Raw genomic sequence first — 16233 nt, forward strand, 5'->3', positions numbered from 1 at the left:
CGGACTGTCCGAACTGAAAAATCGTCGACCTCAGGTCTATTCAAGCAGCGACAGCCGTCGTGGCTCCTTGCTGTGCTTCCCGCCAGGATTGGAACATCAGCACGTCCCAAAGAAGGTACTGATTGTTGCGGTGCCCGGAAAGGTGCTCGGACCAGGCGCGCCGGATCACGTCGGGCTGAAAGAAGCCATCGTCCCGCAACCGGCGCTCGTCGAGCAACGCCTCTGCCCAGTCCCGAAGCGCACCGCGCAGCCAGGCGTCGATGGGCACTCCGAAGCCCATCTTTGGACGTTCGACAAGCGCTCGTGGGACATGCCGGTAGAGCAACTGTTTGAGTGGCCACTTCGTCTGGCCGCCGGCTCGCAGAATGGAAAGCGGCAGCGAAAGCGCGAAACTCACGAGGCGGTGGTCGAGCAGCGGTACCCGGGTCTCGAGGCTGACCGCCATTGCCGCGCGATCGACCTTTACCAAGATGTCGTCCGGCAGATAGCTCATCATATCGATGTACATCATCCGCTCGACGTTACTCGGCGATGCCGGAAGTGCTTCCAGCCCCGTCATCATGGTCGGCGGCTCGACCGCATCCGGCATGATTTCAGCCGGCTCCCAGTGCGAGCAGAGACGACGGTAAACGTCATTGACGCTTCGTAGCGAAAGAACAGACGCGGCCTTGTGGATCTTATCGCCCACACGCTGGCGGCGCAGGCGTTGCGGCAGAAGCGGCATGACCCCGCTCGCGACATTGTTGTAGAGGTCAGGAGATGGCAGCGTAGCCAGGCTGGCGGACACGCGGCGCAGGCCGATCGGGATCCGGGACAGCTTGTTCCAGAACGCGTCGGCGAGTGCGTAGCGCGTGTAGCCGGAGAACAGCTCGTCTCCGCCATCGCCCGACAGCGCCACGGTAACACTGCTACGCGCCAGTTTGCTGACGAGGAAGGTCGGGATTTGGGAGGAGTCGGAGAAGGGCTCGCAATAGATGCCGGGCAGTTGCGGCACGACGTCGAGCGCGTCCCGCTCGCTAAGATAAAGTTCGGTATGGTTGGTGCCGAGATGGCGCGCCACCTGCTGAGCATGATCGGCTTCGTTGTAGGCCGTTTCGCTAAAGCCGATCGTGAACGTCTGCACGGGCCGCGAGCTGATCGACTGCATGACCGCCACGATTGCCGAGGAATCGATGCCACCCGAGAGGAAAGCCCCGAGCGGCACGTCCGCGGTCATCTGCCCTTCGAGCGCACGGCGAAGATGACGCTCGAGCTCGTCGACCGCCTCTTCGGGGCTGCCTTGAAAAGGTCCACGCTGGCCTTGCTCCGCGACCTCCCTGGCGCTCCAATAACTCTCAGCGCGCGGCTCGCGCATGTGATCGGAAAAGACGAGAAAGTGGCCGGGCCTCAATTTTCGTATGCCCCGATAGATACTGTAGGGGCGGGGATGTAATTGTGGCGCATCAACAACGCCAGCGCATCCCGGTCAATCTCCGGACGCCAATCCGGAAGCGGATGAAACGCTTTGGGCTCCGAGGCAAAGACGAAGGCCTTGCCGATCCGGCCATAATATAGAGGTTTCTCCCCGAGGCGATCGCGCCCGAGAACAAGCGTTCTCTCTCGCCGGTCCCACAAGCCGAAAGCGAACATGCCGACGGCCGATTCAAGTGCCTTCCTCAGGCCCACCTCTTCGATCGCGGCGAGAAAGACCTCGGTGTCGGAGTGGCCGCGCCAAGCATGGGCGCCAAATTCCCGATCGAGAAGCGCACGCATCTCGACGTGATTGTAGATTTCCCCATTGAAGACGATGACATAGCGACCGCTGTGCGAAATCATCGGCTGCGCGCCAGCCGACGACAGGTCGATGATTGCCAACCGGCGCTGGCTGAGAGCGATACCTGCCTCGGCGTCAGTCCAGACGCCGTCGCCATCCGGTCCGCGATGCCGGATCAGATCCGCCATGCGGCGCATGGCGAAGGCGCCGTTGCTTGTCGCCGCCACTCCACCGACAATACCGACAATACCGCACATCTGGCGTTACTGCTCCATGTTGGCTGAGTCTTCAGTCTTCCTCTGTATGCCGCGAAATCCGATAGAAGAAAACCAGGTACCTATAAATCCATTCGCTCGAAACACCATTCACCGCAGCCAGCGCCGAAAAGGCCAATTCCAGGCGTTACATTGAAGCGCCGCTTCGTGCGAAACCCAAGTTTTTCGACTGTCGTCTCCAGCTCCTCGGCCGAGGTGGATTGATAGGGGTACCCACCGAGCCAGTCGTCCACATCCGCCAAGAACTCCATGCCTCGGTGCGTGCGGTAGTTCTTCACAAAAGCGATCGGGTCACGGTGGCGCAGCGTCCTCGCCAACATGTAAGCCGAAACAAACAGCGCCTTAGCCGGCGGTCTTAGACACCGATGAGAGGAGTAGAGCCTCTTTTCAACTGTCCACAGCCTGCAAAGAGGCGTCTTCAGGTAGATCGCGATGCCGAACCGTCCCCCGCGACCAACGAGATCGGCCGCATTGCGGATCGCTGCCCACATGTCGCCGGTGTGGTGCAGGACGCCCCACGAATAGACGATGTCGAACGTCCCCGATGGAAGCGACCCGTTGTCGAGGATATCGGCTCGCTCAACGCTCCATTCGGCTTCCGGCGCGAACCGAGAAAGGACGGCCCTCGTCGTTTCGACGCAGTCGGTGTCATAGTCCAGCGCCCGGACCCTCGCCGCCCCCAACCGAAGCGCCGCCGCCGAATGCAAGCCCGATCCGCAGCCAATGTCCAGGAATGTCTTGCCTGCCACATCGCCCACCAGGCGGCGAAGGTCCTCGCAAGCCCGGTCCAGATGTTCGTTCTCGAAGCGCGTGGCGAGGTCGGACCAGTTGCGGCCGAAATCATAGCGCGCCTTCATGGACGTCTCACCCGTCGTCCGCCGAAGCTATCGGTCATACCTGGTAGAATTCCCGATACCACTTCACGAAACGCGGAACTCCGATCTCGATTGGAACCTTCGGCCTGAAGCCGGTCGCCTCCTCAAGCGAATTGACATCGGCGAAAGTCGCCGGAACATCGCCGGGCTGGATCGGCATGAGGTTGCGGTTCGCCTTGCGTCCGAGCGCGTCCTCCAACACCTCGATCAACCGGTTCAGCTGAACAGGCGAATTGCCACCGATGTTGTGGATCCGGAACGGCGCGTTGCTGGTCGCCGGATCCGGCGTAGCGCTTTTCCAATCGGGGTTGGCGGTCGCGGGCTGCTGCGTAACGCGGACAATACCTTCAACGATGTCGTCGATATAAGTGAAATCCCGCTGCATGTTGCCATAGTTGAACACGTCGATCGGCTCGCCGGCGAGGATGGCCTTGGCGAAGATGAACAGGGCCATGTCCGGCCGTCCCCACGGGCCATAGACCGTGAAGAAACGCAATCCCGTCGTCGGCAGCGCGAACAGATGGCTGTAGGTGTGGGCCATCAGCTCATTTGCCTTCTTGCTGGCGGCATAGAGGCTGAGCGGGTGGTCGGCCGAATCGTGGACGGAGAACGGCATGCGCGTGCTGCCGCCATAGATCGAGCTCGACGAGGCATAGACCAGATGGCCGACCGAGGCGTGGCGGCATCCTTCCAGGATATTGAGGAAGCCGTTCAGGTTGCTTTCCGCATAAGCGTACGGATTGGTCAGCGAATAGCGCACGCCGGCTTGCGCCGCGAGATTGACGACAATTTCCGGAGCGGCTGACAGAAACAGCGCCGAAATACGGTCGCGCTCCGTGAGATCGACATGCTCGAAACGAAAGTTTGGGAACCCGTTCAGCCGGTCGAGCCGCGCCCGCTTCAGGTTCACGTCGTAGTACTCGTTCATGGAATCGAGGCCGACAACGTGCCGGCCGTCTGCAAGCAACCTGTGGCAGAGGTGAAAACCTATGAAACCGGCCGCGCCAGTGATCAGAATTGGCCTGCTTGATGTCACGGCGTATCCTTGGCGTTGATTTCAGGCCGAGCCTCACAGGCTCCAATATTTTATGTTGTCGGGAATTTCATCCGGCTTGATGGCAGACTTGATGTCGAACAGCGTTCCACCTGGCCTGATCATCTGAAAAATACGGAACTTCTCGCCCTCCAGATAATCCTTGTGAGGAACCGCCAGGACAAGCGCCTGCAAATCGTTCATCTCCTCAAGCGGCAGGATTGTTTCGCCATGGTCGCGCCGGGCGGTTTCGGCATCGGCAAGTGGGTCGTGGACCTTAGGGACAATTCCGAACTGTCTTAGCTCCCTGACCATGTCGAAAACGCGGCTGTTGCGCAAATCCGGCACGTCCTCCTTGAAGGTCAGGCCGAGGATGCCGATCGAAGCTCCTTTGACTGGCATGTCCGAGCGGATCAGTTGCTTGACGACCTGTTGGGCAACAAAGGCTCCCATGCCGTCATTGATGCGACGCCCGGCGAGGATGATCTGCGGATGGTACCCCTCAGCCTCCGCCTTGGCGGTCAGATAGTACGGATCGACGCTGATGCAGTGGCCACCCACGAAACCCGGCTTGAAGGGAAGAAAGTTCCATTTTGTCGATGCGGCATCAAGGACGTCCTGGGTCCGAATCCCAAGTCGCTCGAAGATCATTGCCAGTTCATTCATCAGTGCGATGTTCAGATCGCGCTGGGTGTTCTCGATGACCTTCGCCGCCTCGGCCACCTTGATCGACTGGGCGCGGTAGACGCCGGCATCGATGATACGGCCGTAGATACCCGCCACGCGTTCCAATGTCTCGGCATTCTCGCCAGAAACGACTTTGACGATCCGTTGCAGCGAGTGTTCACGATCGCCGGGGTTGGCTCGCTCAGGCGAATAGCCAAGCGCGAAGTCGTGAGGATGCCGCAGGCCGGAAATCCGCTCGATGATCGGCCCGCAGAAATCTTCGGTCACACCTGGATAGACCGTCGATTCGAAAATGACGACGGCGCCCTTGCTTATCGCTCCGCCGACGAGTTCGGATGCCAGTTTTAAAGGAGCAAGGTCGGGAGCGCGGTTGATGTCGATAGGGGTTGGCACGGCAACAATGAAGACGGTCGCGCCTTTCAACATCTCCCGGTCGGCCGTAAGCACGATCGACGATTCCTTGAGCGCCGTCGTGTCGACCTCTCCAGTGCGGTCGACGCCATCGCGCAGTTCATTGATCCGACATTCGCTGATATCAAACGCAATCGTCCCCGGGAAAACCTTTCCAAACGCGACGGCTACCGGCAGGCCGACATATCCCAAGCCGATTACAGCGATGCGTTCCGACATCCGCGGATTTCCTACGTCAAACATGGGCCGAGGCGTTTGTATGGCAGGCGATAGGTCAATTCAACGATGCGCCGTTGCGAAGGTGATGTCTCCACTCAAAAACGGTCCGCGACCAATGCCTATCCTTCACATCTGCTCATGACGATCGATGTTGTGGATAACATGCGTCAGGATTGGGTTTCGGGCTCCAAAAAACTGCAAAAGTGAATGGCGGAAGCGGCCGGCCCGGGAATTGAACGCATGAACCGTATCGTCGTCATCGTGAGCGAACCGACGTCCCTTGCAACCACTCGAGGCCATTTTCTGCTCGCGCTGCGCGCTGCCGGATATGAGGTTCATGCCGCAGCGCCGGTCGATGCAATGACCGTTCGCTGGCTGACCGAAAACGGCGTCCATTTTCATCCATTGCCAATGGAGCGTGCCGCTGTTGCGCCGTTCGGCGACGCGCTCTTGGCCGTTCGGGTTTATAAGAAGATACGAGAGCTTAAGCCCCAGGTCGTGCTGGCCTGCGCGATCAAACCGATCGTCTACGGCATACCCGCGGCGCTGATTGCGGGAGTGTCGCGCCGGCACGCACTGATCACCGGCCTCGGCTATGCGTTCACGGACCGGCACAAATCGCTGCGCTGGCGGATCGTCAACGCGATTGCTCGGCTTCTTTACGCGGCCAGCCTGCGTGTGGCTACCACGGCCACGTTCCAGAATGATGACGACCGCGATGATTTCCATCGCCTTGGACTGCTCGGGAGGACGCCCACCCATGTGGTCAACGGTTCGGGGGTCGACCTGGGCCGTTTCAAGGTGGCGCCTCTACCGGAGAAGCCGCGATTTCTTATGATCGCGCGTCTGCTTCGCGACAAAGGCCTCGCGGAATATCTGGGCGCGGCGAGACTGGTGAAGGCTGTTCGGCCGGAGGCTCGTTTCGACCTGGTCGGCGATACAGATCCCAATCCTGCGGGATTTCCGGTTTCGGAGGTTGAAGCAGCCGTCGCGGATGAAACGATCCGCTATCACGGGGCTGTCGAAGACGTCCGTCGGGTGATCGCCGTTTCACGTATTTACGTGCTCCCCTCCTATCGTGAGGGCACGTCGCGCTCGGTTCTGGAGGCGATGGCGATGGGGCGCCCGGTGATCACGACAGATGCGCCGGGCTGCCGCGCGCCGATCGTTCCCGGGGTGAACGGCCTGCTGGTGCCCGTCGGTGCCATAGCCCCCTTGGCTGAGGCCATGATCCGGCTGATCGACAACCCGTATGAGGCCGAATCCATGGCCAAGAACAGTCGCTCGATCGCCGAACAACGCTATGATATTCGGAAAGTTACTGCTCATATGATGGAAATCATCGAAGCGGGGTACCGGGCCGCAGAATGACATCTGCAGATAATTCAGCGTCAAACCGATACGAATTCGGAGCCAATTGGGCGTCGTTCATCGACAGGCATTACTCGATCGAGCGCCGTAGGGTGGCCGGCGACAAGCTTTTGTCCTTCCTCGGCAAAGAGAGTCTCGAAGGGATGGATTTTCTCGATATCGGCAGCGGCAGCGGATTGCATTCGCTTGCCGCCTTCGACGCGAGGGCGGAGCGGATACATTCCTTCGACTTTGATCCGCTTTCAGTCAGGACAACCGGAAAGCTGCGCCATTTGGCCGGCGAGCCGCCGAACTGGACGGTTGAGCGCGGGGACGTGCTCGACGTCGATTATCTCGAGAAGCTGGGCACTTGGAGCCTGGTATATTCGTGGGGCGTGCTGCACCACACCGGCGCCATGTGGCAGGCAATCGAAAATGCGGCGCAGAGAGTAGCGCCCGGCGGCCTCTTCTTCATTGCTCTATATTCGTCGAATGTCGTGAAGCCTTCCGCGCAGTTCTGGCTCGACGTCAAGCGACGATACAATGCAGCCGGTCCGAGCAAGAGGCGCTGGATGGAATATTGGTACATCTGGCGTTTCAGACTCGGCCGCAATCCACTCCGACTGGCGTCGCTTGTGAAGCAGGTCTACGAGAAGAAAAAAGGTCGGGGCATGAGCTACATGACCGACGTCCGCGACTGGCTGGGCGGCTGGCCAATGGAGTTTGCCGAGGACCAGGCAGTGGTCGATTTCCTGAAGGAAAGGTTCGATTTCGAGCTCGTCAGGATGTCTACGGGCGAGGCCTGCACGGAGTTTCTTTTCCGGAACCCGAACAAGCCGCAATCCAATCCGAATTAGTGCACGTCACCCAACTGCGCAGCGGTATTGAGTCCATTTCAACGCGACGCGTTTTAAGCGATCTGCCCGCCGGCTCTCGTCCAGATATGCGGTCGGCCGTTTTCGAGTGTTACGATCTCGTCGCAATTTTCGACCGTCGTGAGGCGATGTGCAATGATCAGCACAGTCAGGTCGGTAGGCAGGTCTCGGATCGCTTCCATGACCGCGGCCTCGGTTTCCATGTCGAGCGCGCTCGTGGCTTCGTCGAAGACAAGCACGGACGCCTGTTTGTACAACGCCCGGGCGATGCCGATCCGCTGGCGCTGGCCGGCCGACAGACGGACACCGCGCTCGCCGACCCGCGTCTCATAGCCTTGCGGCAAGCTTTCTATGAAGTCCGCCAACGCGGCCTGCTGCGCGGCGTTGCGTACGCGCTCACGGTCGATCGTGGCGGGGTCGATGCCGAAGGCAATATTGTCGGCGATCGAGGCGTCAGCCAGGAAGATGCTTTGCGGCACATGCGCTATCTGTCTTTGCCAGGCACGCCGCGTAGCGCCATCCAGCCTCTGCCCGTCGATCTCGATCGCGCCGCTGGTCGGCTCCAGCAGACCCATTGCCAGATCGACCGTCGTGCTCTTCCCGCTCCCTGTCTTGCCTATGAACCCGACCTTGGTCCCCTTCGAGATCGTGAGATCGAACCGCTCGAGTATCGGCGGTTGGTCAGACGCGTAGCGGAAAGAAACATCCTTGAACACGATTGCTCGACGGAATGGGACGCGCTTGGAGGTAGGCTGGTTCCACTCTGGGCCTAGCGGAGCCTCGAGCGCCTGGAGCACGACTTCAGTGCCGGCAAGATTGCTCAGTATGAGCGCCCAGTTGCCGTATACAAGCTGCATGGACGGAAGCAGACGTTGTGCTCCAAGAACGAACGTTCCGAGCATCGGAAGCACCTGGCCTGCATTGTTGGACCGGGTGATCAGGAAATAGGCAAGCGCCGCGATGATCACCATGCCAGCGGCTTCGATCGCAAAGCGAGGAGCGCTCGCCGCCAACGCGTTCGTCGCGTTCGCGCGCTGCAGGTGGCTGTCAAGTTCGCTGTATCGCGAAAGAAAGTAGGGTTGGGTGTCGTTGATGATGACATCGCGGATACCGCCCAGTCCCTCTTGTACAGAACGAATGCCTTCCGCCTGCACGCTGGCAATGATGCGCGCGTTCCTCTTGAGGTGCTTGCGAATGACAAGCGACATGGCGAGGTAAACCACACCAAACCCGGCGAAAATAACGAAGGTGATGAAAGAGCTTAGGACAAAAAGAGCAGCGACGATGAACACAGCGATGATTATGCCGCTGATCGATTGCAGCAGGGGCAGCATCACGCCTGCGGCAATCGCCTGGACCTGACGAAGCGCAGCCAGCACAGAACTGGAATTGCGCGAAACATGGTAGCTGTAGGGCTGATGGAGCACGCGGTCATAGACCTTCACCCCCAATTCATGTCCCAGCGAGAAGACGTAAGAATTCGTGGCCCAGGAGAGGAAAATGCGCACAACTCCGGCTATAACCGCGACCACCGAAAACAGAAGCGTCAAACCGAGAAGGCTGTCGGGAGAGCCGGTCAGTCGAAAGCCGGCAAGCTGGCGCCCGAGGAACGATTGGCCACCAATCGCTTCGGGATTGGCAATGCGAGCAAGAAACGGCAACAAAGCACCAAGCGTTGCTGCTTCGGCAAGCGCGCCGAGCAACATCAGGACCAAAAGGCCGAAGAACTGCCGCTGTCGGCGCTTCGACATTTGCCGCCACAAGCGTCGAAGTGTGTCGAGGGTGTTGTCCGACGTTCGATTTCCGCTCAACGCCAAGTCGATGTCCGCATTCAAAGCGCCCAATGCACACGTTCAGCGCGCCACGACAAGCGACAACTGACGCAGATTGACAATTTTATCACATAAGCCTGAAGGTACTCCGTCCACAGTTCTCCGTCATGGACGAGAGGCCGCGACCGCGGCGAAGTGATACGCTTCAACCATGAATGACGCCATCGAGATTCGGGACCGAAAGCCGCGCCTGAACCTAACAGCGGCATTGACGCGTTCGCTCGGCCTGTTCTCAGCGGGTGCCGGAACAGCCTTTCTGTTTTTTGTCTCCGCCTATCCCCTCGGATTGATCAGCGCTTACCCGGCACCGCCCGCGGCGGCAACCGACGGGCCGTTGGGTTTCGAGCGGAAGGTGGGTGATGTCGGCGATCTCTATCGCGGCCCGGATGAGCCGACGCAGGCCTATCTCGATCGCCTGACAAAGGCTGTCGCGGGCGGGATGGTGCATTATTGGACAGAAGGTGACCGCTGGACACCGGCCGACACGCGCTACACAAGGATCGGTGTTTTCGACAATTACTTGCTCTGGATGCTCAGTTTTCGGCCTGAATATCAGGAAAACCTACAGAACTATGAATTCGTGACACCCCGGAAAGCACTCGATCGTGGGTATGGGTTCTGCTCCCAGGTTTCGAAGATTGTATATTCCGTGCTCGCCGATCAGGGAATTGAAGCGGCTATTTTCAGCGCGCCCGAGCACACCGTCGTTGAGTCGAACGGCAACATTCTCGATTCCGACTACGGTGTCTTCATCCCGCACTCTCTTGCGGAAATACAACAGGATCCGTCGATCATCGATTCCTACTATGCGCAATTCGGATCGATGCTGCCTCTGCTAAGAAAGGCGTACGGTGAGTCCTGGCAACCGCTTGGAACTACCGAAGGATTCAACGAGGTCCGTGCGTACGAGGCAAAGTTCGAACGCCTGAAATGGGTTCCGCCGCTCATGCTTCTTGCCCTGGGGATGTTGCTCGCTGCCGGCGGCACGTTCCTTCAGCGGCGTGAAGAACGTGCTCGGCTAGCGTCGCGGTCCGGTTCACAGAGCCACCCGGCAATCTCAATTTCGCGTGCTCGTGACCATTTATGAAATCCCATTGTCCAACGGGGACCTGTGCTTGCAGATGGACCGCGCCTTATGGCAAGCGGGCCAGCGAGGACGGGCGGCCGGCGAATGGTGCTGCGAGAAGACGTTCGGATGACTGATGCTGTGCCACAAGAGTGCTCTGCCGAGCCTTCGACCGCACTCACAAGAAGGCGTCGCCGCGGCGTGCTCTTTGTTATCGGCACACTCGATCTCGGTGGCACGGAGAGCCAGCTTGTGCTGCTTGCCAAGGGACTGAAAAAGCGAGGCTGGAAGGTCGAAGTCTTTGTGCTTTCGCGGGGCGGCGTTCTGGCGGAGACACTGGACGATGCGGGAATCCGGATATCATACGGGCTTCATCGGCCGAATCCGTCACCCGCATTGCCGGTGTCGACCAAGGGGGTGCCAAATCGGGCACCGCTCCGAAGACGCGCCCAAGCGTGAAGGCGATGCTGGTTCTCGGCGCCGCCGTCACTTCGCTTGTTGTCCGTATCGCTTTGACCAGGCCCCGCGTGGTTCACGCCTTCCTGCCGCTAACCAATTTCCTGGGCGCCTTGGCGGGACGGTTTGCGCTGGCACCACTCGTCATCACGTCACGGCGCGGTCTCGGCTATCATCAGGAGCGGTGGCCTCGGGCGAAACCGATGGATCGGATCGCCAATCGGCTTTCCCATATCGTGGTCGCAAACTCCCACGCGGTCGCGGCCGACACGGCTGCCCGCGACGGCTATGATATCGACAAAATAAAGGTGATCCCGAACGGTCTCGATCTGGGCCGCTTCGATGACATCAACCCCCGCCGGGATCAAACCCGGCGCCGGCTCGGTCTTGAGCCGGACGAAATTGGGATCGTCATAGTCGCCAATTTGATTGCGTATAAAGGCCACGAGGACCTGATCGAGGCATTCGCTCGCGCAAGCGAGAAGCGCCCTAATCTGCGGCTGTTCATGGCAGGTCAGGACCGCGGCATCGGACAGGGCCTGGCGGAGGAGGCACAGCGCTTCGGCGTCGGCTCGAAAGTGCATGCATTGGGAATTCAGAGCGATGTGCCGGGCTTGCTCGCCGGAATGGATATTGGCGTGATCGCTTCCCATGAAGAAGGCTTTTGCAACGCCTTGATGGAAAAGCTTGCGGCAGGTCTTCCAGTCGTGGCCACCAATGTCGGTGGAAATCCGGAGGCTGTCTCCGGCATGCCGGGTTGTGTATTGGTGGAGCCTCGTAATCCTGCCGATCTTGCGCGTGGGCTTTTGGCTGTTCTCGACCGATTACCCGAGCCGGCTGCTGACCGGGAGTTTCGGCAACGGACGATGCGGGAGCGCTACTCCATAGGGGCTATGGTCGACGCTTATGAACGTCTCTATCTCGCGGTGTGACGAATGAGCGGGATTGCCCCTACTCCCTCGAGTCGCTCGCTGAATTCAGCGCGTCGGCTGCGGGCGATCCTAACGAATATTTCCGCCGGGCTCTGCGCGTTCACCATCGTCGTCTTTCAGTCCTGGTTCATGCCGTACTTTCTGCCTTTCTTTACGGGACGGGACGGGTTCGCGAGGCTGGTTTTCCATGCACTTTATGGCGGCGTCCTGATTGTTTCGATCGCTGTTCTTGCGGCGCGCCGGGACGTGCGTAGCGCCGTTCTCCCGCTTGCGATCGCTGCCGCCATGGCAGTCGCCCCGGTTGCGCTGCATCCGGTCGGGATCGTTGCCAAGTGCTATCTGGTCAGCCTTTTTCTCGGCGGCGCAGCGATTGTCCTGATGCTCGCCTCCGCGCCCTCAACCGTGCTGAGGCTGTCGGCATCTGTTACAGCGCTCAGTGCGGTGATCTGCTTCCTCGATCTTTTGTTCGCCAACGGCTTCACCAATACTCCTGGTCGGGCCGCCGGTTTGGCGATCAATCCGAATGTGGCCGCGGCGGGACTGCTGCTCGGGGCGGCAGCGAGCTACCGCGCCGTCTCGCAAAAGTGGCGCGCGAGCTTCCTCGTTCTTGTAAGCGCGGCGCTTCTTGCCACTCTTTCCCGCTCGACCTTTCTTGCCGCCTTTTTCACCGTGGCGGTGCCCATTGTCGTTCGCGTTTGGCACCAATTTCGAAGTGGACGTCGCTTCCGGGTCGATACCAATGGCTGGGGCCGGGCGCTTGCCGTCGCCTTCGCGCTGCTGGGAGCGATCTGCATCGCGCTGGCCACAAATGCTTACTTCCGCGTCGCTATCGGCGACTCCTTTGCCGGCGTATTGTCGGTAAGCAAGGCACTCGATGAGGCATCGGAAGCGGTCGATACATCTCACGATCAATCCCCGCCTGCCGCCGCAACCGCGCCATCGCCTGCAGGGGCAAGCCAACCGACCCTTGAGGCGAGTTCGTCCGCGGGCACCGCCCCGCCCGCAGCAAAACCCGGGATCGGTTCGGCCCCACCCAAGGTCGACACGCCTGCGGACGCTGTCGCTCCATCTCCTCCGCCATCCGACGCCACGCCCTCGGTCAGCCAGTCCACGAACGTCGCCAAGATGCGGGCGCTCGGCGAACGTCTGACGGACGAGGGCAAGAGAAATTCTATCTCGGCAAGAGCGCTCTTTCTGGAGCGAGGCCTGATCGCCTATCGAGAAGGCGGCTTTTTCGGCCGCGGGCTTGAAGAGGCGCAAGCCCTGGTGCCTCACAACACCTTCGTCCTGTTCGCGATCGCTTTCGGTCACCTCGGCTGGCTCATTCCGATCGGCCTCGTCGGCTTCGCCTTCTGCTTTGGCCGAAACGCCGACGATCTTGCCCTTGGCGTAGCAGTTGTGGGAGTGATGCTGACCTCGCATGACTTTTTGCTGACGCCGAGTCTCTTTCTTCCGGTGGCCCTCGGAATCGGCGGCATGCATGCCGAGCGCAGAGCGTCCGCTTTGAAGTTGTCGCCTGCAGGGAAAGGGGAACCTCGAAGCTTCGCGTTGGGAACAGTTGCAGGCGTCGCGGCGTTTGCCGCCGGCTGCACCGCGATATTGCTGGTCACACCGCCGCTTGCTGCCGGACGGCTGCAGAACGAGACCATGTTTGCCGCCCGAGGCGGATACGAGACACTGCTTCCGCCGCCGCAATTTCCCGGTCTTTTCCAGTTCGACAACCTTTCCGGCATTCCCCCTTTGCAAGGATCCTATCTGCGCGAAGACGGGATATCGCTCCAGCGGGTCGACTGGTCTGCTCACGCATGGCCTGCCGTCCGGCAAGGCGAGTATACCTTTCGCCGACGGGACTCGGTGCTGTTTTCGGCCACGGATTCGAGCGACCCTCGCAAAAACGGACGGACCTATGAGGTCGCAGTCCCACTCTCGGTCAGCGCACTCTGTTTCCTTCTTCTGGGTACGATCATTGCGTGGTCGATTGCGACGGTGGTTTCGATTCGTGGCTCGCACCGGGTGGGTTCGTAGGGAGACCCTTGCCCCCGTCTCCATCGCCTTACCGACAGCTCTAATCGCTAGCGGCAGTCGATAACCGGCTTTGAGTATCGCCAGTAGCCAGTGCCGGATATAGACCCATCATTCGCGCAATGGCGGCGTCGGTCTCCGGTTTCAGGTTTCTGCGCATATGAGACCCGTCGCGGTAAATGAACTCACCGTTGACGTAGGTGGCGCAATGCCTATTCGGACACATCCCTTTGAGCGGGTCAACAAAGAACACCCCATTTTCCGCTGCAAGCGACCCCAGCGCGGTCACCATCGGTGACCACGCCTGCAGAATCCGCTCGCTGTCCATATCGGTCGAGCAACGTCTCAATATCTTGCTTTCGCGCAGCGCCGCGCACGACGTCAAATCCAAACCTGGCCCCGGCACCTGTCCCACGATTCCGATACGCCGTTCGGGGATGCTGATTTCTTCGACGAGGCTTTGCAATCCGTCGCGCACCAGCCGGACTTTGTCCGCGTGCCGACCATCATCAGCAACGAGATCGGTATTGGCAAGGTTCGTCCAGGCTGAAGCAAGAACAACAATGTCAATGTCGGATCGCCGCCCAAGCAGTGCAACGGCGGCCTTGCGTGAAGAAGCGCAGCTCTCCTTGTAGGCGGGCTCTTCAGGGTTGTTGCGGTGAACCTCTTTTCCAAGAGCCGCCGGGCAAGCTCGATAAAGGAAGAAGCTCGTATCCTCCTGCTGTCCGACAACATCGAGCAACGGCGCCATATGCTCCGCATGACTGTCGCCCCAAAGAATGCCGCGATGCCTGGCCTTGTCCCAGCGCGCCCCGAAGGCGCAGAACGTGCTGCCCAGCTCGTCGATCCTGACCAGTTGCGGACATTGCCAGTCCCACATCACGTCGAGGCTGCGCATCGCCGCACCTTCTTTCGGAATCCGGCTGGCGATGCCGCCGGCTTCGAAGATTGCATTACCACCGAAGCCGACAACCGATGCTGCAACCGCTCCGGCGGCAATGGTGCGTAAGGGCAAAAACCGCAGGTGACGAGCAGGCTCTTCGACGACTCGCCAAGAGAGATACGCGGCCAGCCAGGTCGTCGCGATGAGAACCGACGCTTCGCCAGCCGTCGGCGTTGAGTCACCGGCATAGTGGCGGAAGAAGACCAGGATCGGCCAGTGCCATAGATAGAGGCTGTAGGAGACCTTCCCTGTCATTCGGAGCGGCCGGCTGGAGAGAGCGGCACCCAAAATGGTCTGGGAGCGAGGCCAGATCAGCAGGACAGCGCCGGCCACCGGGAGAAGCGCGTACGCTCCCGGAAATGGCTGGCTCGACGATAGCCAGACGGTGCTGGCAACGATCAGGCAAAAGCCTACCAAGCCGAACGCCTCGGAAATGCCACGGCGCCCGACGGCCGGCATGAATACAACCAGGCCGCCCAGCGCCAACTCCCAGGCTCGGCTGAAGGGACCGTAAAACGCTTGCTTTGGATCGACGGCCACGAGGTGCAGAGCAATCGAAAAGCTGATCACCGCGACGAGGCAGATTACCACGACGGACGATGACCGTCCGCCCCGCGATATACGACTCGCGGCGATCAACAAGGCCGGCCAAACCAGATAGAACTGCTCTTCGACGCCGAGCGACCAGAGATGGAGCAGCGGCAGAAGTGTCGCCTCGCGATCGAAGTAGCCCGTATTCCAGAGAAAGTAGTAGTTCCCCAGGCCGGCTGCGGAAAAGGCTGCACTGCGCCCCAGGCTGGCATAGTCCCCGGGCAGCAGGAAGAACCAGCCGGCCGCGAGCGACACTCCCATCATCACCAGCATAGCCGGCAGGATCCGGCGCACGCGCCGGCCATAGAATTCGACAAGCGACAGTTGGCTGCCCTCGGCTGTCAAAAGGCGCGTGATCAGGTAGCCGGAAATGACGAAGAAGATATCGACGCCGACGAATCCCCCGGGAAAACCTGGCACGCCGAAATGGAAAAGAATGACGGCGATCACCGCGATCGCGCGCAGGCCGTCCACGTCGGGCCGATAGTCGAACTTCAAAGCTCCTCCCGAGCTATCTCTCGAACGTCATCGCCTGATGGCGCCTCATAAGCCGATGGCGGGACCAGGTGCGACGGTCACGCTGCGGTTCCAAATAGTCTCGCCGATATATTCGAATATTAGCGCCTCTTGCGACTTGGACTGGCGAAATATGGGATTCCCCCACAATTTATTTCACGCTAGAACGACGAAATCTACACAGGTGCTGAATCAGTGCTGCCCTCATGGGCCAAGGCGTCTGGGTCATGGTACCACGCCGGGAGGCGTGCTTATTCGTTGAAGATGTCGAGGATCGCCGAAAGCTCGGCCAGCTTAGATCGGCTTGATAGAAAAACGAGTTGTTCATCATGTCCTTGACTGTATAGAAAGACTGTCCTGTGCGTTGCGAGACCACGCGTCGTTCTGGAGGGGGCAA

General features: G+C 60.0%; 12 protein-coding genes. 5 read left to right on the forward strand and 7 right to left on the reverse strand.

The annotated features are described in order from the left end of the window. Positions 1-40: 40 nt before the first annotated feature. The 5 genes from EJ071_RS33630 to EJ071_RS33645 form a co-directional block, all read right to left on the reverse strand. On the reverse strand, positions 41-1390 hold the full coding sequence (locus EJ071_RS33630; RefSeq protein ID WP_245460061.1) for an asparagine synthase-related protein: 1350 nt from the start codon (positions 1388-1390) through the stop codon (positions 41-43). Further along, a complete protein-coding gene (locus tag EJ071_RS39780) occupies positions 1387-1950 on the reverse strand; it encodes a hypothetical protein (RefSeq protein ID WP_245460062.1) in 564 nt (187 codons plus the stop codon). Before EJ071_RS39780 ends, EJ071_RS33630 begins: the two co-directional genes overlap by 4 nt. A gap of 140 nt (positions 1951-2090) precedes the next feature. Further along, positions 2091-2885: a class I SAM-dependent methyltransferase gene (locus EJ071_RS33635; RefSeq protein ID WP_126101712.1), complete on the reverse strand. Its 795-nt coding sequence runs from the start codon at positions 2883-2885 to the stop codon at positions 2091-2093. Between the two features lie 34 nt (positions 2886-2919). Beyond that, positions 2920-3939 carry an NAD-dependent epimerase gene (locus EJ071_RS33640; RefSeq protein WP_126101713.1) on the reverse strand — a complete coding sequence of 340 codons (1020 nt, stop codon included), beginning with the start codon at positions 3937-3939 and terminating at the stop codon, positions 2920-2922. Between the two features lie 33 nt (positions 3940-3972). After that, the gene (locus EJ071_RS33645; RefSeq protein ID WP_126101714.1) at positions 3973-5253 is read right to left on the reverse strand and encodes a nucleotide sugar dehydrogenase; all 1281 of its coding nucleotides are present in this window, start codon (positions 5251-5253) and stop codon (positions 3973-3975) included. A 240-nt stretch (positions 5254-5493) separates the two neighbouring features. On the opposite strand from EJ071_RS33645, the gene EJ071_RS33650 reads away from it, so the two are divergent. Continuing rightward, a complete protein-coding gene (locus EJ071_RS33650) occupies positions 5494-6624 on the forward strand; it encodes a glycosyltransferase family 4 protein (RefSeq protein WP_189521327.1) in 1131 nt (376 codons plus the stop codon). Next, positions 6621-7460, forward strand: coding sequence for a class I SAM-dependent methyltransferase (locus EJ071_RS33655; protein WP_126101716.1), 840 nt, complete (start codon positions 6621-6623; stop codon positions 7458-7460). The genes EJ071_RS33650 and EJ071_RS33655 overlap by 4 nt, the downstream gene beginning before the upstream one ends. 53 nt (positions 7461-7513) lie before the next feature. Here EJ071_RS33655 and EJ071_RS33660 read toward each other — a convergent pair whose 3' ends face one another. Continuing rightward, on the reverse strand, positions 7514-9322 hold the full coding sequence (locus EJ071_RS33660; protein WP_245460063.1) for an ABC transporter ATP-binding protein: 1809 nt from the start codon (positions 9320-9322) through the stop codon (positions 7514-7516). A 139-nt stretch (positions 9323-9461) separates the two neighbouring features. On the opposite strand from EJ071_RS33660, the gene EJ071_RS33665 reads away from it, so the two are divergent. The 3 genes from EJ071_RS33665 (at position 9462) to EJ071_RS33680 (ending at position 13789) form a co-directional block, all read left to right on the forward strand. After that, on the forward strand, positions 9462-10397 hold the full coding sequence (locus EJ071_RS33665) for a hypothetical protein (RefSeq protein WP_126101717.1): 936 nt from the start codon (positions 9462-9464) through the stop codon (positions 10395-10397). A 443-nt stretch (positions 10398-10840) separates the two neighbouring features. Next, positions 10841-11764: a glycosyltransferase gene (locus EJ071_RS33675; protein ID WP_245460377.1), complete on the forward strand. Its 924-nt coding sequence runs from the start codon at positions 10841-10843 to the stop codon at positions 11762-11764. Between the two features lie 3 nt (positions 11765-11767). Next, positions 11768-13789: a hypothetical protein gene (locus EJ071_RS33680; protein WP_126101720.1), complete on the forward strand. Its 2022-nt coding sequence runs from the start codon at positions 11768-11770 to the stop codon at positions 13787-13789. Positions 13790-13829: 40 nt separating this feature from the next. On the opposite strand, the gene EJ071_RS33685 is transcribed toward EJ071_RS33680, so the two are convergent. After that, positions 13830-15818, reverse strand: coding sequence for an acyltransferase family protein (locus EJ071_RS33685; RefSeq protein WP_126101721.1), 1989 nt, complete (start codon positions 15816-15818; stop codon positions 13830-13832). Between the last annotated feature and the right edge of the window lie 415 nt (positions 15819-16233).

Source organism: Mesorhizobium sp. M1B.F.Ca.ET.045.04.1.1, from assembly GCF_003952465.1.
Classification (GTDB): Bacteria; Pseudomonadota; Alphaproteobacteria; order Rhizobiales; family Rhizobiaceae; genus Mesorhizobium; species Mesorhizobium shonense.